Below are 18,786 nucleotides of genomic sequence, written 5' to 3'. Positions count from 1 at the left end.
TGTCAAGATTCCCTGTAGTTATTATCAAGAGATGGTCAAGTTTCGCTTTTTTTATCGGCGACGGCGGCGGTAACCGGTAAAAGCAGGGTGATTTGCAGACCTCCACCGGGCGGTAAGCTGGCGTAAACCGTACCGCCGCAGGCCTCACACACGGCTCGCGCAATAGACAGCCCTAAGCCACTGCCGCCAGAGTGCCTGGCGCGTGAAGATTCGGCACGGGTAAAGCGCTCAAACATGGTCAGTAAGAAGGCTTCCGTCACGCCCGGCCCCCAGTCCCTGAAGGTAATTTCACAGGCTTCCGGGCGACGGCTTACGGCAACCTCCAGCCGCTTGCCTTCACAGGCGTAGCGCAGGGCATTTTCCATAATAATCGTAAAGACCTGCCCAAGGCGAAAGCTATCGCCCATAAAGGGGACGGGGGATGAGGGGCTGATGGCGATCGCCATGCCAGCCGCCCCGGCCTGCGGTTTTAGCCAGGTAGCCCGCTCCTGGAGCAGCTCGACCAGGTCCAGTTTACTGTGGGTTAATAACAGGCGCCCGGCATCGGCGAGCGACAGCAGGTGCAGCTCATCGGTGAGGGTATTAAGCAGGATCAACTGTTTCATAACCATCTGCAACTGCGCAGGCTCGGGTTTAAACACGCCGTCAATCATCCCCTGTAACCGCCCGATAGCGGCCGTCAGGGGAGAACGCAGTTCATGGGCCATTGCCACATGGGAGGCGCGAAGCTCCCGATCGTATCGTTCAAGCTGGTGAGTCATGCTATTGAAATTTCGCGTAAAACGAGCAAGTTCCGCCGGGGCTTTGTCGACAATGCCCACCCGGGTGGAAAATTCCCCCCGGGCAATCGCACCCGCCGCCGTTGCCAGCCTGCTGAACTGCAAAGAGAGCGGGCGCGCAGAGCGCAGCCCTAACAGCACGATAAAGGGGATGGCAATCACCACCAGCACGCCCAGCATCAGCCAGTCTGCCGACGCAACGTTGGGGGCCGAGTAGCTGATCCCCCAGCCGGCATCCATCAGATGGTGAAAACGGGCCAGGTCGCGCTCCGGGTGCTCCAGCAGCAGTGCAAACTCCCTGCGCTTCGCCGGTGGCATATGGTGGAGCACCCAGAGATTCTGAATAACAAAGCGCAGCCACATACTAAAGGCAATCAGGACAACTGAACCAATGGCCAGCGTCAGTACCCGCAGACAAATCCAGCGCCAGAGCGTTTGCTGATGTGGCGTCTTCATGGCTGACGGAACCGGTAGCCGACGCCGCGAACGTTGTGTAGCACGTTAGTAATCCCCGCTGATTCTAGTTTCCTTCGCAGATTATAAACGTGGGTGTCAACCACGCGCTCCAGCGCCTCGCTGTCGGGCAGGCAGTGCTCCAGCAGCTGCTGGCGGGAGAAAGGCTGAGTCTGTGCCCGCATGGTAAAGGCCAGTAAGGCGAACTCGGTTGGCGTAAGATCCAGCCACTGCTGGCCCTGCTCCTCATCGCCGACCACTGCCGTCAGCGCTAGCGGGTCGACCTCAAGATTGAGCCAGCGAAGCCGCGTCGCGCTCTGCGCATGGGCCGCTGTGCGGCGCAGCACCGCCTGGACGCGGGCGACCACCTCTCCCGGATTATAGGGTTTGACCACGTAATCGTCGGCCCCGTAGCGTAGCGCACCGATTTTATCCGAAGGATCGCTCATCGCCGTCACCATAATAACCGGGATGTCGGTCCTGCGGCGCACGGCGGCCAGCACCTCGGTGCCGTTCATGCCGGGTAGCATCACATCCAGCAGAATGAGATCCGGCTTCCAGCGATGTGACATCTCAAGCCCGGCCAGCCCGTTGCCAGCAATGGACACCTGATAGTTTTCCCGCAGGAGGTAGGCTTCCAGTACGCCCGCAGCATCGGCATCATCCTCGATAATCAGTACGCGTTTCATCTCTGTTCCCTCTCCTGATGATGTTATGTTTTATCCCAAAGCGATAAAGGGGAGCCGGACTCTACCCTGCAATTCGGTGCCGATCGCAAAGAGGGCTGCGCTCCCGGATGGCGAGCGAAGAATGATAATCAAAATAAACATGGCATACATTAACCCTGCTACAACGGCAGGCCTGCTTATGACCGTGCCGGAGCCGAAGGCATTCACGGCTCAGGCTACCGGCGGCAGGTTTACGCCTGCGGGGATTTTTTTATTGGTCAGAGAGGGTCCGACGAGTGCAGAGGCTTAAGCCGGGTACGCTTTGCCACCGTCTGCCTGCTATGAACTATCCTGCCAATAATCACCACGCTCAGAGCCAGCACGGCGGTGGCAATCATCTCGGAGCGGTGTTCAACCGAGAAGATCATCACCGTCAGGATGGTAATGATAAACCCGATGGTCAGCCACGTTAGCCCCGGGAAAAGCCAGACCCGATAGGTGATTTTCTCCCCTCTCGCTTCGCGCTGTTTGCGCATCACCAGATGAGAGGCGGCTATCACCAGATAAACCAGCAGGGCAACGGCGCCTGAGCTGGCGAGCAGAAACTCGAATACGGCAGCGGGGGCGAGGTAATTCGCAATCACGGTAATAAACGCTGCCGCGGTGGAGAGCAGTACCGCCATCCGTGGCGTGCCTTTTGCGTCCGTCCGACCAGCGGCGCACGGGGCATCCTTACGGCGGGCCAGTGAATAGAGCATGCGTGAAGACGTATAGAGCGCGGAATTCAGACAGCTGCATACCGCCACTAACACCACCAGATCAACAATTAGCCGGGCGTGAGGGATATTCATTGCCTGCAGCACGGTCTGATACGAGCCAACCTTAGCCAGCGCGGGCGTATTCCAGGGAACCAGCGCGACGACAAAGAAGATCGAAAGAAGATAAAACAGGGCGATGCGCCAGATAACGGAATTGGTTGCTTTGGTGACCTCGGTCCCGGGGTTTTTTGACTCGGCGGCGGCGATGGTAACGATTTCGGTTCCCATAAAGGAGAACATGGTGGTCAGAATCGCGGCCATGACCGCACCCATACCGTTGGGCATAAAACCGTGCGTATCCCACAGATGAGAAACGCCGCTGACGCCGCTGTGGGGCAGCATCCCCGTGACCGCCAGCGCCGTGACAATAAGGAAAGCGATAATGGCAATAATCTTGATCAGCGCAAACCAGAACTCAAATTCACCATAGTTTTTTACGCTTAGCAGGTTGGTGCCAGTCAGGACAAGGGTGATCGCCAGGGTAAACATCCAGATGGCAATCTGCGGAAACCAGGCATTCAGAATGGTGGCGGCGGCGTTTGCCTCAAGCGGGATCACCAGCACCCAAAACCACCAGTACAGCCAGCCAATGGTAAAACCGGCCCAGCGGCCAAGCGCTTTATCCGCATAGGTCGAAAACGACCCCGTATCGGGGCTGTCGACCGCCATTTCGCCCAGCATACGCATAATCACCACCACCAGCACACCGGCTGCCAGGTAGGCAAGCAGGACGGCAGGCCCCGCAGCGGCAATGGCGTGACCGGAACCGACGAACAGACCGGCACCAATAACACCGGCAATCGACAGCATACGGACGTGGCGTGGTTTCAGGCCGTGTGACATTGCACCATTTTCAGACGGGAATGCTGACATGATTTTTCCTCCGGAACATCCAGAGCCTGCCGTAGTGGCAGACCCTGTTTGATGGGTAAGGGGGTCCGCACGGCGGACCCGGTATCAGGCCGTGACGGCAGGGCTTGCGCTGTCAGCGGTATGCATCCCCAGCATCTGGGACAGGATCGCCAGCGCCTGGGTAAACTGTTCGTCGGGGATGGTCAGTGGGTAAAGGAAGCGGATCACATTGCCGGCCGGGCCACAGGTCAGCAGCAGCAGGCCCTGATCCATGGCCTGCTGCTGCACCGCCTTCGCCGCGTCCGCATGGTAAAACTCCACGGCCACCATCGAACCGACCCCTCTGACGTCGCTGATACCACAGTCGGACTTCTGCGCCTGATGCAGGAACGTCATCAGCCGGGCGCCGAGATCCTGCGCCCGCTCACAGAGCTGCTCCTTTTCGATAACGTCGAGTACCGCGTGCGCGGCGGCAACGGCCAGCGGATGACCGGCATAGGTACCGCCCAGCCCGCCCGGCGTGGGGCTGTCCATCACCTCTGCACGACCCGACACCGCTGAGAGCGGCATCCCGCCCGCCAGGCTTTTCGCCATGGTGATCAAATCGGCTTTTACCGGATGATGCTCCATCGCAAACAGCCTGCCCGTACGGCCAAAGCCGCTCTGCACCTCATCGGCAATCAGCAAAATGCCGTGCCTGTCCGCCAGCTCGCGCAGGCGAAGTAAAAACTCCGTGGGGGCGATGCGAAAGCCGCCTTCACCCTGGACCGGTTCCAGCACGATAGCCGCCACGTCTTCCGGCGCGATATCCTGACTGAAAATGTCGTGCAGGCTGTTGAGAGCATCGTCTACGCTAATGCCATGCGCCGCGCTGGGATAGCGGCCATGCCACACCGAGGCGGGCATTGGGCCGAAATCGCGCTTATAGGGCGCGACTTTTCCGGTCATCGCCATGGTCATAAAGGTGCGGCCATGAAAGCCGCCGCCAAAGGTGATAATGCCGTGTCGTTTAGTGTGGGAGCGGGCTATCTTCACGGCGTTTTCCACGGCTTCAGCGCCGGTGGTAAAAAACGCCGTTTTGGCTGGCCCCGCGATTGGCACGGCGCGGTTAATACGCTCGGCCAGCTCAACGTAACTCTGATAGGGGGTGATCTGGAAGGCGGTGTGGGTGAAAAGCTGTAGCTGACGCGCAATCGCTTCTTCAACGTGCGGATGACGATGTCCGGTATTCAGAACCGCGATGCCGCCCGCAAAATCGATCCACGCCCGTCCGGTATCATCCCACAGGGTGGCGTTTTCAGCGCACTGGACATACCAGTCACAGAGGACGCCGACACCACGCGGGATTGCCTGCTCTTTTCTCTGCTGCATACTCTTTTTTTTAACGCTCATCGTACGTCCTCGCGATAATGTGTTTACAAAACGTAAATAACAGGTCTATTTACGGGTGAGTTGCCACCTGATACCAGAGCCATTTCAGCACGAAGGAGTAGAGCCAATTGCGTACGCTATACGCGGATCACATATCTGAACGCCTGCAGCTTATGCAGGGAGGAACACTCCAGCAGCGGCTGCTTAAGTGCCTGCAGGCCGCTATTCTGGAAGGGGTCTTCCCCCTTGAAAGCCGCCTGCCCGCCACGCGTGACATGGCGCGGGAACTGGGGGTATCGCGTAATACCGTGATTTTCGTCTATGAAAGTCTGACCTCTCAGGGGTATGTCACAGCCCGCACGGGCAGCGGGACGTGGATTGCCGCCACGCTGCCAGAGAGCTGCCTGCAAAGTGGCGAGACCCTTACCGCTGTCACGGCTAACGCCAACCCGCTCTCGAGGCTGTCAAAGCGAGGTGCCAGCCTTATCGGCCATGCCACCGCTTCCCCGCATCAGTGGGGGGCATTCGTCCCCGGCGCGCCGGACGTTACGGCGTTCCCTCACAAGCTTTTCAGCCAGATCCAGGCGCGGCTAAACCGCCAGCCCAGCGTTGACCGGCTCATCTACAGCAGCGACGGCGGCTGCCCGGATCTGCGGCAGGCGCTGGCCGGTTACCTGCGCATTGCCCGTTCAGTCAAGGCCGACGCCGACCAAATCCTGATAACGGAGGGCATACATCAGGCGGTCGATCTGGTTTCCCGCGTACTGTGCGATCGGGGCGACTGGGTATGGATTGAGGAGCCGGGATATTGGGGAACGCGCAATCTGCTGCGGATAAATGATTTAAAAATCCACCCGGTGCCGGTGGATGATCAGGGGCTGGTGGTTGACTTACCCGCTGGCACGCCGACGCCCAGAATGATATTCGTTACCCCTTCTCACCAGTATCCGCTGGGGGTGCATCTCAGCCCGGAAAGAAGGCTGCAGCTGCTGGCGCTGGCTAAGCGGCACAACAGCTGGATAGTGGAAGATGATTACGACAGCGAATTCCGCTTTTCCGGGCAGCCTTATCCTTCGTTGCAGGGCCTTAAGGCGGATGCGCCGGTGATCTACATGGGCACCTTCAGCAAAACGCTCTATCCGGCACTGCGCATCGGCTACATGGTGGTGCCTAAAGCGCTGATCGCCCCGCTGCGGGTAGCGGCCTCGGAGCTTTATCGCGGCGGCCACCTGCTGGTGCAGCGGGCGCTGGCAGAATTTATTGAAGAAGGACACTACGCGGCGCATATCCGCCGCGTGCGGCTGCTCTATCAGCAGCGCCGCCGTTTTCTCTGCCGACTGATCGGGCAATATCTCGGCGATCGCTTTCTGGCATCCTGCGATCATGATGCCGGGCTGCACCTGGTCATCAGGTTACCCCAGGGCAGCGACGATGTGGCTATCGCGGCGCTGGCCCTGCGGCGGGGCGTCAAGGTGCGGCCCCTTTCCCAGTACTATATGCAGCTTCAGCACGAGCGCGGCCTGCTGCTCGGCTATGCCTGTGTGAATGAAAAACAGGCTCTCAGAGCCTTTGGAATATTGAAATCCTGCCTGACTGACTCGGGGATTTCGCTATGTTGAGGCGTGATAATGACGGACGTTGAACAGTTGAAGCAAAAATACCCGGGGGCCAGCGCATGGTCATTTGGCAATACCCCGGAGCACTAACCGTGATAAACGTTGCTCGCCCTCAGCACTGTCACTGGCGATACCGATACGGGCGGGGTCCAGGCCTGGTTTAATGATCTTCGCTATAGCGCACATCTCCACCTAACCAGCAGCCTTCGGCTTCGCCCCGTGAATTAAAGCGGAAGGTCACCTCTATCTGCGACGGGCGGGCCATCGCCTGTCCCTGACGGATAATCACCTGCTTTTGCTGAGGGTCTATCTGCCCGCCGTGGCGCAGGCCAAATGCCAGTGCCGCAGCGGCAATCCCGGTCGCGGCATCTTCCTGGTAGCCCGATGATTTGGGAAACTGACGAGCAAAGAAGCTGCCCGGATTGTCCCTGTCGGGGGCGTAAGGATACAGGCCGGTCGAATCAAGATGCTGACAGAGTTCGGCAACAAGGCTAAAATTTGGCTGTAAATTATGTAAAGTCTGACCGTCTTTGAGTGGCACAAGCGTTTTAATCCGGCTGGTGCAGGCGTTGATGACAGGTGCATCTGCCAGCTGATCGGGTTTGATGCCGAGCAGCGACAGAATCTCTGGCTGTAATACTTCGCTACGGGGTATAGCTGAAATCTGCCCCGCGGGTTGGGTGATTTCAACCCTGAATTCATCTGCAATGGCACTGCGCACGATGCGGGCATAAACCTTGCCACTGCGCGTAAGAATGGTCGCTTTATCCCGCGTTAATATCCCCAGCCTGGTCATCAGCCACACCGTTCCGACGGTAACGTGCCCGCACATCTCCATTTCATGATTGGGAACCCAGAAATGCAGCGAAAAATCATAATCGCTGCCCGCCGGTGCCGCTTTAACAAAACCGCTTTCATGACCGGTTTGGCGAGCGACAGCCTGCATATCCTCGTCGCTCATCGCGCTGGCATTTAAGACGACAGGTGCCGGGTTGCCCCCATGAGGTCCGGCAGCAAATACATCGACCGTAACGACCTTTCCGGCGGGCAACGCAGCCAGCGACTGTTGTAAACTCATCATTCAGTTTTTCCTTGTTAAAGTCAGTTCTTATGGCCGGGCTGGCTCTCTTCTGGCTGACAGAAAAAGCAACGCTCAGCGCGGGCGAAGGTTGACGGCGGCGTTAACGCTGGCGCCCGGTAAATGCCGCGGAGAAGGAACAGTACCTCCGCGGCCGCTAATCATTACGATGCTTCCCTGGCCCTGCGCTATCATGCTCAGAGATGCCGATCGGCAAAACAGGCGAAGATGCGACCAGGTCTGATACCGGGGGTAGCCTTGCACTAATTCAACATTTTGCCGCCCCGATGTACAGATACTCGTTGAGCCGCAGCAGCCCTAAACACCGTGTCTTCGGTGTTGGAATCAACAGGTACAGTATTTAAGTGAATAAGAAAGATTTTTTCTTGAAGACTCTTATCAACATACCGCTTGCCCCGTAGTGAGTGGGTAAAGATTTTTTAATAAAAATTAAAATCAGATCATTCATACAGGTGACGAATTTTTTTACGATTTTTAACGCTAAGTCAAATTGATCATTTACCGTACATCCTTATTCCATAAGGATTAAAGGGCTTATGCTAGGAAAATTCCTATAAATCAAACAGATGGTCTTTTTTCACCAAACGTAGCGCCTGTAAAACTTTGTTACATATTTTTATTCACACTACCCTGGTTAACATTCTTACACTCGCGTCTATAGGTTTTTATCTGAAATTATTCGCTTTCAGATAAATACCCAAAATACAGTGTCAGCCTGCTGGTGAATGGATTGTGCTTGCTTTTAACTCCAGGGTTTGATTCATGTCAGATGACGTGATCAGGGAGGGTATTCTGGCCGGGTAAGCTTTTCTTAATTAATTTCTCACTGGCATTGACCGTTTCTATCACTCCATAGAACAGGGACAGTCATGTCTAACTCCTATCAGTCCGAAATCCCCAAAGCCCGCGTTAATATCCAGCTAAGCCTGCACACGGGCGGCGCGCAGAAAAAAGTCGAATTGCCCCTCAAGCTTATGGTGGTGGGGGATTACAGCAATGGCGCCGAGCAGCGCCCGGTGTCTGAGCGTGAAAAGGTCAGCATCAATAAAAACAACTTTGACAGCGTGTTATCCGAATTCTCTCCTTCAGTAAACCTCTCTGTAGAAAACACCCTGGCCGGTGACGGCAGTGAAGAAAACGTCAGTCTTTCCTTCAGTGAAATGAAAGATTTCGAACCTGAGCAGATTGCCCGTCAAATCCCCCAGCTCAGGGCCATGCTCGCCATGCGCAGTCTGCTGCGCGACCTGAAGGCTAACCTGCTGGACAACGCGACATTCCGCAAAGAGCTGGAAAAAATTCTGCTCGATGCGACGCTCAGCGCTGAACTCAGAGCCGAGCTGTCTGCCCTGGCACCGAAACAGCCATAAACGGTCACGATACTTAACGGATTAATGACGGATTAATGAAGGAAATGCTGATGTCTGTAAAAAATGAGAATGCTGCGGGTGGCGAAAGCATCGTGCTGGAACGTCCTGAAGTCGGTGGTGTGTATGCCTCCCTGTTTGAAAAAATCAACCTGAGCCCGGTATCAACGCTGAGCGCGCTGGATATCTGGCAGGACGCGCAGGCGATGTCGGATGCGACCGCGGATGAACGTTTAACGGCTGGCATGCAGGTCTTTCTGGAGTGCCTGACTAAATCGGGTGCAAAAGTCGAGAAGCTGGACAGGTCTCTGATTGACCACCATATCGCTGAGCTCGATTACCAGATTAGCCGCCAGCTGGATGCCGTCATGCATCATGAGGAATTTCAGAAAACAGAAAGCACCTGGCGTGGACTGAAATCTTTAGTCGACAAAACAGACTTCCGTCAGAACGTCAAAATCGAGCTGCTCGACCTGTCAAAAGAGGATTTGCGTCAGGATTTTGAAGACGCGCCGGAAATTATTCAGAGCGGATTGTACCAGCACACGTATACCGCAGAATACGACAGCCCGGGTGGCGAGCCGATTGCCGCGCTGATTTCCGCGTATGAATTTGATGCGTCTGCGCAGGACGTGGCGCTGCTGCGCAATATCTCCAAAGTGTCCGCTGCCGCTCATATGCCGTTTATCGGCTCGGCGGGTCCGAAATTCTTCCTCAAAGACTCGATGGAAGAGGTCGCCGCCATCAAAGATATTGGTAACTACTTTGACCGCGCTGAGTATATTAAATGGAAATCCTTCCGCGAGACGGATGACTCCCGCTATATCGGTCTGGTGATGCCGCGCGTGCTGGGTCGCCTGCCGTATGGCCCGGATACCGTGCCGGTGCGCAGCTTCAACTACATTGAAGAAGTGAAGGGGCCGGATCACGACAAATACCTGTGGACCAACGCCTCCTTTGCCTTTGCGGCCAACATGGTGCGCAGCTTTATTAACAACGGCTGGTGCGTGCAAATCCGTGGCCCGCAGGCCGGTGGTGCCGTTCAGGACCTGCCCATCCATCTGTACGATCTGGGTACCGGTAATCAGGTAAAGATCCCGTCTGAGGTGATGATCCCGGAAACCCGCGAATTTGAATTCGCCAACCTCGGCTTTATCCCGCTGTCGTACTACAAAAACCGCGACTACGCCTGCTTCTTCTCAGCGAACTCCACCCAGAAACCGGCCCTGTACGACACCGCCGATGCGACGGCCAACAGCCGCATCAACGCGCGTCTGCCGTATATCTTCCTGCTGTCACGTATCGCCCACTACCTGAAGCTTATTCAGCGTGAAAACATCGGCACCACCAAGGACCGTCGTCTGCTGGAGCTGGAGCTCAACACCTGGGTGCGCGGCCTGGTGACCGAAATGACCGATCCGGGCGATGAACTGCAGGCTTCTCACCCGCTGCGCGATGCGAAAGTGATTGTGGAAGATATCGAAGATAACCCGGGCTTCTTCCGCGTGAAACTGTATGCGGTGCCGCACTTCCAGGTAGAAGGCATGGACGTCAACCTGTCACTGGTTTCTCAGATGCCGAAGGCGAAAGCGTAAGGCGAGGGGTAATCAGGGATGAAGATTTATCGCCCGTTATGGAACGAAGGGGCCTTGCTGGCCCCGCAACAGTTTCAGCAGCAGTCTGAGTGGGACGCATTTTCCCGCGCGGGATTGTCCACGTTGATCAGTTCCTTTCCGTGGGGCGTTGAGCGGATTGAACTCAATGATGCCCTTCTGGCTTCCGGTCTGATTCAGGCGCAGGCGATGCGCCTGTGGTTACCTGACGGCACGCTGATTGATACCCAAAGCAGTGACCTGCCACCCGAGCCACGGGAAGTCATGCTGCCTGCTTCTGGTCGGGCAGACAGCGTGACCGTTCTGGTTGCTCTACCGGTAATGCAAGCCGGCATTGTTAATGTCCAGACGGAGACCGCTCAGGCTGAGCGCCCGCTGCGCTATCGCGAAGAGTGGGTAACAATTCAGGATGCTTTTGGTCAGGAAGAAGAGCCGATAGCCGTGGCCCGGTTTAATCTCGCCTTTCGTTTTGATCATGAAAGTAACGATGCCTGGCAGACCTGCGCGGTGGCTCGTCTGCTGCGTGATGGTAAGGGAGGCTGGCGTCAGGATCCTGAATTTGTGCCGCCGATGGCCCTGTTCTCAGCAAGCCACGTTTTGCACGAGCGGCTGGTACTGCTTAACCGGCAGCTGCGATCCCGTCGTCAGCGCCTGATGGCCATGCGCCGTGAAAGTAACGACCGGATGGCGGATTTTGCCGTGGCTGATGTGTCTCTGTTCTGGCTGCTTAATGCACTGAACACCCACGCCCGTGTCCTCTCCGAGTTTGAGCGTTACCCGGCCCGCCATCCGGAGCAGGTGTGGGCAGAGCTGGCGCGTCTGGCCGGTAGCATGCTGACCTTTTCTCTGGACCGTGACCTTGATGCCATTCCGGGCTATGACCATCAGGCTCTGGAAAACACCTTCCCGCCGCTGTTCGAACTGATCGGTGAACTGCTGGAAGCCAGCCTCCCATCACGTGTCGTGGCGGTGAACATGATCCGTCAGGACGAGCAGACCTGGAAAGCGGTACTGCACGATATCCGCCTGCGCGAAGAGGCAGATTTCTATCTTTCTGTCCGTTCAAATCTGCCTGCCTGGCAGGTGGCCGGGAAGTTTGCCGAAATGGCAATGGCGGGGACTCCTGATGACGTCGGGCAAATATCCGGTGTGGCGATGGAAGGGATAGGACTGATTCCATTGAGCCGTGTCCCTGCGGCATTGCCGATACGACTGGAAAACCAGTATTTCGTGCTGGATATGGAGAGCCGTGCGGCACACGACATGCTGGAGCAGGGCGTCTGTCTGTTCTATGTGCCGTCGCTGCTGGGTGAACTGGAGCTTGAACTCTTTGCGGTGCTGCGCTCATGAGAAACGATATCGATATCGACAGTCTTCTGGCGGACACCTGGCTTACCGTGGCGCAACTCCGCCACGGAGCCAGAGTGCCAGATGGTCAGGCGCTCTATAAAAACTGCTGTGCGCAGGTGGAAAGCGTCAGGGAAGCGCTGGAGCAGGCCGGGTATGACAGCGAAAGCATCACGCATATCTCCTATGCGCAATGTGCCCTGCTGGATGAAGCGGTGATGAACCGCAAACCGGTTGCAGTTTCGTCAGGATCCGATGCGCCCGATCCTGAGTCTGAACAGGCCGCCGAAACCGAAGCAGCGCAGAACGTAAAGATTGATGAAGGGGTGAAAGCCTGGCGCGCCGCGCCGTTACAGGCACGTTATTTCGGCTCGCTGCGTGCCGGGGGAGCCCTGTATGACCGTATCGCTGAGGTTTTACGTCAGCCCTCTCCGGTTCCGGCAGTTTTGGTCTGCTACCAGCGGGTGCTGGCGCTGGGGTTTCAGGGGCAATTCAGTCTGTCCGGGGTGGGACAGAAGCAGCGTGAAGAAACACTGGCCTCTCTGAATGATCGCGTTCCGCCACTGGAGCCCGGCGTGTCTCTGGTGGTCCATAAGACCGGGAAACGCCGTTACAACCTCCTGCGTTCTGTGTGGTTCTGGATAATCCTCGCCGTGCTGCTGACGGCCTCAGTCTGGGTCGGCGGCCATCTGTGGCTACAGGTTCTGCTTCATCAGCAACTGCCGGAGCTGCACTGATGCGAAGACCTGTACTGTTACGGGCGTTATTTCCGGTGCTGATTTGTCTGGCTGCAATGCTCTGGCTGATTTGGGGATTCCTGAATGGTGTCGGACTGCTAAAAGGCAGCCTGGCAGTTGCTGCCTGCATTACGGCGCTGGTGATTACGTGCAGGCGCTATGGGCGGCTGGGCTCTGTGAAAGCGCAGGAAGAAAGCGGATTTTATCCTCCGGAGGGGTTTACCGGTCCGGTTTTGCTGGTCTGTGGTGACCTCAGTGACAACCTGTTTTCTGCCGGACCCTGTCGCACCACCGCGCAGGGCTGCTATCTGCAGGTAGGTATACCGGAGAGTCTGAGCGCTTTTGCTGACAGATTACTGGTTCGTCAACCGCGCATGGCTGGGCAACTGGTTGTCATGTACCGGGTTATGCCTGATTTACATGATGATAAAGGGCTACTGTGCGCCTCCCTGAAAGCTCTGCGTCAACAGGTGAAACAGCTGAAGAACCTTTCCGGCCATACGCCACCGGTGGTGCTGACGGGGGAGTTTTCAGGCCCGGAAACGCCATGGATTGTGCTCAGGGGACAAATGTCTCTGGTCTGCCTGGTGGATGAGCCTGCCCTGACACTGGATGAATGGCAACGGCTACCGGAGAGCGTGACCTGTTTGCCGTATCTGACTCAGATGATAAGCCTGCTAAAGCAGGTGGTTTTGGATGAGCTGTCGAAACCAGACCGGCTCTGCCCGCCAGTAGTACCGCTAGCAGTGGTGCTACGCAGTGGCGCAATCAGAACCCTCTCTGGCGCCATGTGGCCGCAGTGGCTTTACCGTCATTCAGCATTGCTGCCACCGCCGCAGGTCATCTCTTATCCCGCGTTGTGGCACTTTGCCGATCCGGTACTGCCGCTGCTGGCGCCTTTTTGCATGCCGTTGCAGGGGGGCCAAACCGGGCGCCGGGTGGTCATTGTCCTGTTTCTTTGTACGCTGGCAGCAACAGGCTTGTCCGTCATGCATAACCAGTCTCTCATCGGCCGGGTCAGTTCGGACCTGCAGCGCTGGTACGCCATCCCGATGACGCATTACGTCCCTAAAGCTCAGTCACTGCATGCCCTACAGCAGGATGCACTGTTGCTGGAACGCTGGCAGCGGCAGGGTGAACCGCAGCGGTATGGTCTGGGTCTCTATACGGGTGAGTACTTGTGGTTGCGTGTTCAGCAGGCGATTGACACCTGGGCGCCGCCGCCGCCGCCGCCAAAAACCAAACCGAAGCCGGAACCGAAAATTATCCGCCTCGACAGTATGTCGCTGTTCGATTCCGGCAAAGCGGATCTGAAAGATGACTCGACCAAAATGCTGGTGAACTCCCTGGTCGGCGTTAAGGCGAAGCCGGGCTGGCTGATAGTGGTGGCGGGTCACACCGATAACACCGGCAGCCAGCAGATCAACCAGCCGCTGTCCCTGAAGCGTGCCGAAGCGGTGCGTAACTGGATGCGCGACACCGGCGACGTGCCGGAAAGCTGTTTTGCGGTGCAGGGCTATGGCGACAGCCGCCCGGCAGCGACCAATGACACTGCGGAAGGCCGCGCGCTTAACCGCCGTGTTGAAATCAGTCTGGTTCCACAGGCCAACGCCTGTCGAATGCCAGGCAACACCAACGCGCCATCGCAGGATGATGGCGTGCACGACCATGAAATGGAGAAATAACACATGGCTATTCCTGTTTATCTTTGGCTGAAAGACGACGGCGGTGCGGACATTAAAGGTTCCGTCGATGTTAAAGATCGTGAAGGCAGCATCGAAGTGATTGCGCAGGATCACTGCCTGTACATCCCGACCGACAATAATACCGGCAAGCTGACCGGGACCCGTATTCACACCCCGTTTCTGTTCACCAAGGAAATCGACTCCTCCAGCCCGTACCTGTACAAGGCGGCGACCACCGGTAAGACCCTGATGTCTGCCGAATTCAGGTGGTACAAGATCAGCAATGCGGGCCAGGAAGTGGAGTATTTCAATACCAAACTGGAAAACGTCAAGCTGGTGAAAGTCGCGCCGAAAATGCACGACATCAAGGATCCTTCCTTCGAGAAGCATAATCACCTCGAAGCCATCGAGCTGCGTTACGAAAAAATCACCTGGACCTACAAAGACGGCAACATCGTTCATTCCGATAGCTGGAACGAACGCGCCACCGCCTGATTACGCGTCATATTTCGCGCCACAGGTGCGTTGGCTGCATTCATTCGCCCCGGTCACATAGTTATCTATGCTCCCGGGGACTCATGACCTTGCCGCCTTCCTGTGACGCGAACTATTTAGCGTAATCGCTTAGTGCGTCATATATCGCGTAATCCTCGTTCTTAAGCGGAGGGGGTGACCTTTCCGCTGTTCTTTGCTGAACCTCTGCCCGGGCGGACGTTGAGCAAAGAAACCCACAAACTGCCAGCCCGACCGCATGCGCTCTGGTCCCCTTCACGGGAAACAGCGATGGGCGGTAGCGTGTCCAGGAACCGACAAAGAGAGAACTTCATGGAAAATCCCGCCATCCTGCTGCGACGTCTGAACCCTTACTGTGCCCGTGCGATGGAAGGCGCGGCTTCGCTTTGCCAGACCCGCGCGCATGCGGAAATTTTGCCGGAGCACTGGCTGCTGAAACTGCTGGAGCAGGGCGAAGGTGACCTGACGGTGCTGGCGCGTCGCTACGAGTGGGATATGGATGCGCTGTGGCAGGATTTGCTCGGCTGGCTGGATAATCAACCGCGCTCCGTGCGCGGCCGCCCGCAGCTGTCTGCCGATATCCAGAAACTGATGCAGGAAGCCTGGATGCAGGCCTCGCTGGCCGGAGAGAAGAGTATCCGCAGTGTTCACCTGCTGATGGCGCTGACGGAAAACCAGCGACTTGCCCACTGTGATGGTCTGTGGCCACTGCTGACGCTCGGGATGAGCCAGCTCTCCCGCCTGCGTCCGCTGCTTGATGCGCAGTCTGACGAGCGGCCGGATTTGCAACTGGAAGCCGAACTGACCCAGTACCCCGGCAGCGAGGTGGAATTTGTCGGCCGTCCTGCCGGGGCAGAGCTGAAAGAGGGCGAACTGAACCCGGCCCTGCAGAACGCGCTGGATAAATTCACTCTCGACGTTACCACCAAAGCCAGAGAGGGCAACATCGACCCGGTGTTTGGCCGCGATACGGAAATTCGCCAGATGGTCGATATTCTCTCCCGTCGCCGTAAAAATAACCCGATTCTTGTCGGTGAACCGGGCGTGGGTAAAACTGCCCTGGTGGAAGGTCTGGCCCTGCGTATCGCCGAAGGCAACGTTCCGGAATCGCTGAAAACCGTCAGCCTGCGCACCCTTGACCTCGGCCTGTTGCAGGCGGGCGCGGGTGTAAAAGGTGAGTTCGAACAGCGGCTGAAAAACGTCATCGATGCGGTACAGCAGTCGCCCACGCCCGTGCTGCTGTTTATCGACGAGGCCCATACCATCATCGGTGCGGGCAATCAGGCGGGCGGCGCAGATGCCGCCAACCTGTTAAAACCTGCTCTGGCGCGGGGCGAACTGCGAACCATCGCCGCGACCACCTGGAGCGAGTACAAGCAGTATTTTGAGCGTGATGCGGCGCTGGAGCGTCGCTTCCAGCGGGTGTTGGTCGATGAGCCGGACGACGAGATGGCCTGCCTGATGCTCCGGGGCCTGAAATCCCGCTATGCCGAACACCATGGCGTGCATATCACCGACGCTGCCGTGCGCGCCGCCGTCACGCTCTCCCGCCGTTACCTGACCGGGCGTCAGCTGCCGGACAAAGCGATCGACCTGCTCGATACCGCGGCGGCACGCGTACGTATGAGCCTGGATACCTTACCGGAAGCGATGGTTCATCTGAAAGCGCAGCTAACGGCGCTGGAGCTGGAAGAGAAGGCGCTACTGGAGGATATGTCGGTCGGTGGCAATACACACAGCGACCGTCTTGCCGTCATCGAACAGCAGCGCCAGGAGAGAACCGATGCCCTGGAGCAGCTTGAAACCCGCTTCACGGAGGAAAAAGGCCTCAGTGAACGGCTGATGGCCTGCCGTCAGGCTGTCCGTTCAGAGAAGGGGCATCAGGCCGATATCTACAATCTGCAGGCGCAGCTGGATACTCTCCGGCAGGATAATGCGCTGGTACAGCTGGATGTGGACACCCGCACCGTCGCCAGCGTGATTGCCGACTGGACCGGGGTGCCGCTCTCCTCACTTATGAAGGACGAACAGACCGAACTGCTGACCCTGGAAAGGGAGATCGGCAAGCGCGTCGTGGGCCAGGACGTTGCGCTCAACGCCATCGCCCAGCGTCTGCGCGCCGCCAAAACCGGGCTGACGTCCGGGCGCGGCCCGCAGGGCGTGTTCCTGCTGGTTGGCCCGAGCGGCACCGGGAAAACCGAAACCGCACTCACACTCGCGGACGTGCTGTACGGCGGCGAAAAGTCGCTGATTACCATCAACCTGTCTGAATATCAGGAGCCGCACACCGTTTCCCAGCTGAAAGGCTCACCACCGGGCTACGTCGGTTACGGCCAGGGCGGCATCCTGACCGAAGCGGTGCGCAAGCGTCCGTACAGCGTGGTGCTGCTCGATGAAGTGGAAAAGGCGCACCGCGAGGTGATGAACCTCTTTTATCAGGTCTTTGACCGCGGCTTTATGCGCGACGGGGAAGGGCGCGAAATCGACTTCCGTAACACCGTTATTCTGATGACCTCCAACCTTGGCAGCGATCATCTGATGCAATTGCTGGATGAGCAGCCGGATGCCACCGAAGGCGATCTGCACGAACTGCTGCGTCCGATCCTGCGCGACCACTTCCAGCCCGCACTGCTGGCCCGCTTCCAGACGGTGATTTACCGCCCGCTGGCCGAAGCGGCCATGCGTAACATCGTTGAAATGAAGCTGGCACAGGTCAGCAAGCGCCTGAACCGTCACTACGGCCTGAAAACTCATATCGGTGAGAGCCTGTTTGACGCCCTGACCGCCGCCTGCCTGCTGCCGGATACCGGCGCGCGCAACGTCGACAGCCTGCTCAATCAACAAATCCTGCCGGTACTGAGCCAGCAGCTGCTGACGCACATGGCGGCAAAACAGAAACCGCAGACACTCACCCTGGGGTGGGATGAAGACGACGGGATTGAACTTGTATTCGGTCATGATGAAGCAACTCACAAGCAATAAAATGCAGTTTTAATGAAAAATAAAAGGGAGATGAAAATGATGTTCAGAAAATTAGCCTTATTGGTTGCAGTTGGTGTGTTCTCCAATGCGGCAAATGCCGGGTTGTTTGATTCCAATGATTTTAAATGTGGAAGAGTTGATGCAGTTAAAGCGCTTTCTGATTACATCAGGAATGATGCATCAGGTTTGCTTCAGAGTGATTTTTTGACCAAAAATAAATATGGATATGACAAGCCTGTTTCAACATATCAGAGCGCGCTTAACAGCATCGTCTTAAATATTACAAATGTGTCGACGGATGGGAGTCGGAGCTATGGTCTGAATTGTAGAGCGACCATATCACTGAAAATCCCTCTGGAAACACTGGATGTAGTCAGTAACGCCCCTGGTTATTTACGTTCTGTCACGGGCGCGTATGGGAAAATCAACAATGGTAGCGTGGTCTGGAACGATGTTAGCTATAACGCGAAGCTTGCAGACAATAACAAAGACATCATTTTCAGCAATTTCAGCAGAAGTGATATTTCCGACGTGATGTTCAATGTCAGCGTGTTAGCTGAAAATAAAGAGCGAATCGTCAAGGCCCTCTCTCAGAGTTCCCTGGGCCATGCACAATCAAATTATAAAAACGCGGACAGAGAATTGAATGCACTATGGAAAGAACTCCCTGACTCAGCAAGAAATGCACTGAAAAATGAGCAGTTGACTTGGATTAATGACAAAGTAAAAAAATGCGGAAAGATTTCTGATGCATCTTCAGAAACGATGGATGTCAGCCAAAGAACGGGCATTTATCAATGTCAGGCTAAAATGACAAATGAACGCATTTCTTATTTGAGCGGAAATAATAACTAAGCTGCGTGAGAGGTATATTTTTCAGTATTAAAAA

The 18,786-nt window shown here is 56.6% G+C and carries 14 protein-coding genes; 9 read left to right on the top strand and 5 right to left on the bottom strand.

Annotation, left to right across the window (positions count from 1 at the left end; translation table 11 throughout):
* Positions 1 to 35: 35 nt before the first annotated feature.
* The 4 genes from AC4PCC_RS16760 to gabT all read right to left on the bottom strand — a co-directional run bounded on the left by AC4PCC_RS16760 (position 36) and on the right by gabT (position 4,962).
* Complete coding sequence (locus AC4PCC_RS16760; protein WP_492125274.1) at positions 36 to 1,235, bottom strand: ATP-binding protein; 1,200 nt, start codon at positions 1,233 to 1,235, stop codon at positions 36 to 38.
* Entirely contained in the window at positions 1,232 to 1,921 is a 690-nt protein-coding gene (locus AC4PCC_RS16755) for a response regulator (protein WP_492125273.1), read from the bottom strand. Before AC4PCC_RS16755 ends, AC4PCC_RS16760 begins: the two co-directional genes overlap by 4 nt.
* Before the next feature lie 257 nt (positions 1,922 to 2,178).
* Positions 2,179 to 3,591 (bottom strand): GABA permease, encoded by a 1,413-nt coding sequence (gene gabP, locus AC4PCC_RS16750; protein ID WP_492125272.1) that lies wholly within the window; start codon positions 3,589 to 3,591, stop codon positions 2,179 to 2,181.
* 84 nt (positions 3,592 to 3,675) lie between these two features.
* The gene (gene gabT, locus AC4PCC_RS16745; RefSeq protein ID WP_492125271.1) at positions 3,676 to 4,962 is read right to left on the bottom strand and encodes a 4-aminobutyrate--2-oxoglutarate transaminase; all 1,287 of its coding nucleotides are present in this window, start codon (positions 4,960 to 4,962) and stop codon (positions 3,676 to 3,678) included.
* 107 nt (positions 4,963 to 5,069) lie between these two features.
* Between gabT and pdxR the strand changes: the two genes are divergently transcribed.
* Positions 5,070 to 6,560: a MocR-like pyridoxine biosynthesis transcription factor PdxR gene (gene pdxR / locus AC4PCC_RS16740; RefSeq protein ID WP_492125270.1), complete on the top strand. Its 1,491-nt coding sequence runs from the start codon at positions 5,070 to 5,072 to the stop codon at positions 6,558 to 6,560.
* A 157-nt stretch (positions 6,561 to 6,717) separates the two neighbouring features.
* Here pdxR and AC4PCC_RS16735 read toward each other — a convergent pair whose 3' ends face one another.
* The gene (locus AC4PCC_RS16735) at positions 6,718 to 7,638 is read right to left on the bottom strand and encodes a PhzF family phenazine biosynthesis protein (protein WP_492125269.1); all 921 of its coding nucleotides are present in this window, start codon (positions 7,636 to 7,638) and stop codon (positions 6,718 to 6,720) included.
* Between the two features lie 887 nt (positions 7,639 to 8,525).
* Here AC4PCC_RS16735 and tssB point away from each other — a divergent pair.
* The 8 genes from tssB to AC4PCC_RS16695 all read left to right on the top strand — a co-directional run bounded on the left by tssB (position 8,526) and on the right by AC4PCC_RS16695 (position 18,752).
* Entirely contained in the window at positions 8,526 to 9,023 is a 498-nt protein-coding gene (gene tssB, locus AC4PCC_RS16730; RefSeq protein WP_492125268.1) for a type VI secretion system contractile sheath small subunit, read from the top strand.
* 44 nt (positions 9,024 to 9,067) lie between these two features.
* Positions 9,068 to 10,615, top strand: coding sequence for a type VI secretion system contractile sheath large subunit (tssC, locus tag AC4PCC_RS16725; RefSeq protein WP_492127551.1), 1,548 nt, complete (start codon positions 9,068 to 9,070; stop codon positions 10,613 to 10,615).
* A gap of 18 nt (positions 10,616 to 10,633) precedes the next feature.
* Entirely contained in the window at positions 10,634 to 11,983 is a 1,350-nt protein-coding gene (gene tssK / locus AC4PCC_RS16720; RefSeq protein ID WP_492125267.1) for a type VI secretion system baseplate subunit TssK, read from the top strand.
* Positions 11,980 to 12,717: a type VI secretion system protein TssL, short form gene (gene tssL, locus AC4PCC_RS16715; RefSeq protein ID WP_492125266.1), complete on the top strand. Its 738-nt coding sequence runs from the start codon at positions 11,980 to 11,982 to the stop codon at positions 12,715 to 12,717. The genes tssK and tssL overlap by 4 nt, the downstream gene beginning before the upstream one ends.
* Complete coding sequence (locus AC4PCC_RS16710; protein ID WP_492125265.1) at positions 12,717 to 14,402, top strand: OmpA family protein; 1,686 nt, start codon at positions 12,717 to 12,719, stop codon at positions 14,400 to 14,402. The genes tssL and AC4PCC_RS16710 overlap by 1 nt, the downstream gene beginning before the upstream one ends.
* 3 nt (positions 14,403 to 14,405) lie before the next feature.
* Entirely contained in the window at positions 14,406 to 14,897 is a 492-nt protein-coding gene (locus AC4PCC_RS16705; RefSeq protein ID WP_492125264.1) for an Hcp family type VI secretion system effector, read from the top strand.
* A gap of 330 nt (positions 14,898 to 15,227) precedes the next feature.
* Positions 15,228 to 17,897: a type VI secretion system ATPase TssH gene (gene tssH, locus AC4PCC_RS16700; RefSeq protein ID WP_492125263.1), complete on the top strand. Its 2,670-nt coding sequence runs from the start codon at positions 15,228 to 15,230 to the stop codon at positions 17,895 to 17,897.
* 36 nt (positions 17,898 to 17,933) lie between these two features.
* Entirely contained in the window at positions 17,934 to 18,752 is an 819-nt protein-coding gene (locus AC4PCC_RS16695) for a lysozyme inhibitor LprI family protein (protein ID WP_492125262.1), read from the top strand.
* Positions 18,753 to 18,786: the final 34 nt, after the last annotated feature.

Source organism: Erwinia sp. L03-1 (genome assembly GCF_058686115.1).
This window is presented reverse-complemented; position numbering and strand designations above follow the sequence as displayed.

Coding starts and splice junctions, on each gene's coding strand:
- AC4PCC_RS16760 (WP_492125274.1), bottom strand. CDS start 1,235: ATGAAGACGCCACATCAGCAAACGCTCTGGCGCTGGATTTGTCTGCGG.
- AC4PCC_RS16755 (WP_492125273.1), bottom strand. CDS start 1,921: ATGAAACGCGTACTGATTATCGAGGATGATGCCGATGCTGCGGGCGTA.
- gabP (WP_492125272.1), bottom strand. CDS start 3,591: ATGTCAGCATTCCCGTCTGAAAATGGTGCAATGTCACACGGCCTGAAA.
- gabT (WP_492125271.1), bottom strand. CDS start 4,962: ATGAGCGTTAAAAAAAAGAGTATGCAGCAGAGAAAAGAGCAGGCAATC.
- AC4PCC_RS16735 (WP_492125269.1), bottom strand. CDS start 7,638: ATGATGAGTTTACAACAGTCGCTGGCTGCGTTGCCCGCCGGAAAGGTC.
- tssB (WP_492125268.1), top strand. CDS start 8,526: ATGTCTAACTCCTATCAGTCCGAAATCCCCAAAGCCCGCGTTAATATC.
- tssC (WP_492127551.1), top strand. CDS start 9,068: ATGCTGATGTCTGTAAAAAATGAGAATGCTGCGGGTGGCGAAAGCATC.
- tssK (WP_492125267.1), top strand. CDS start 10,634: ATGAAGATTTATCGCCCGTTATGGAACGAAGGGGCCTTGCTGGCCCCG.
- tssL (WP_492125266.1), top strand. CDS start 11,980: ATGAGAAACGATATCGATATCGACAGTCTTCTGGCGGACACCTGGCTT.
- AC4PCC_RS16710 (WP_492125265.1), top strand. CDS start 12,717: ATGCGAAGACCTGTACTGTTACGGGCGTTATTTCCGGTGCTGATTTGT.
- AC4PCC_RS16705 (WP_492125264.1), top strand. CDS start 14,406: ATGGCTATTCCTGTTTATCTTTGGCTGAAAGACGACGGCGGTGCGGAC.
- tssH (WP_492125263.1), top strand. CDS start 15,228: ATGGAAAATCCCGCCATCCTGCTGCGACGTCTGAACCCTTACTGTGCC.
- AC4PCC_RS16695 (WP_492125262.1), top strand. CDS start 17,934: ATGATGTTCAGAAAATTAGCCTTATTGGTTGCAGTTGGTGTGTTCTCC.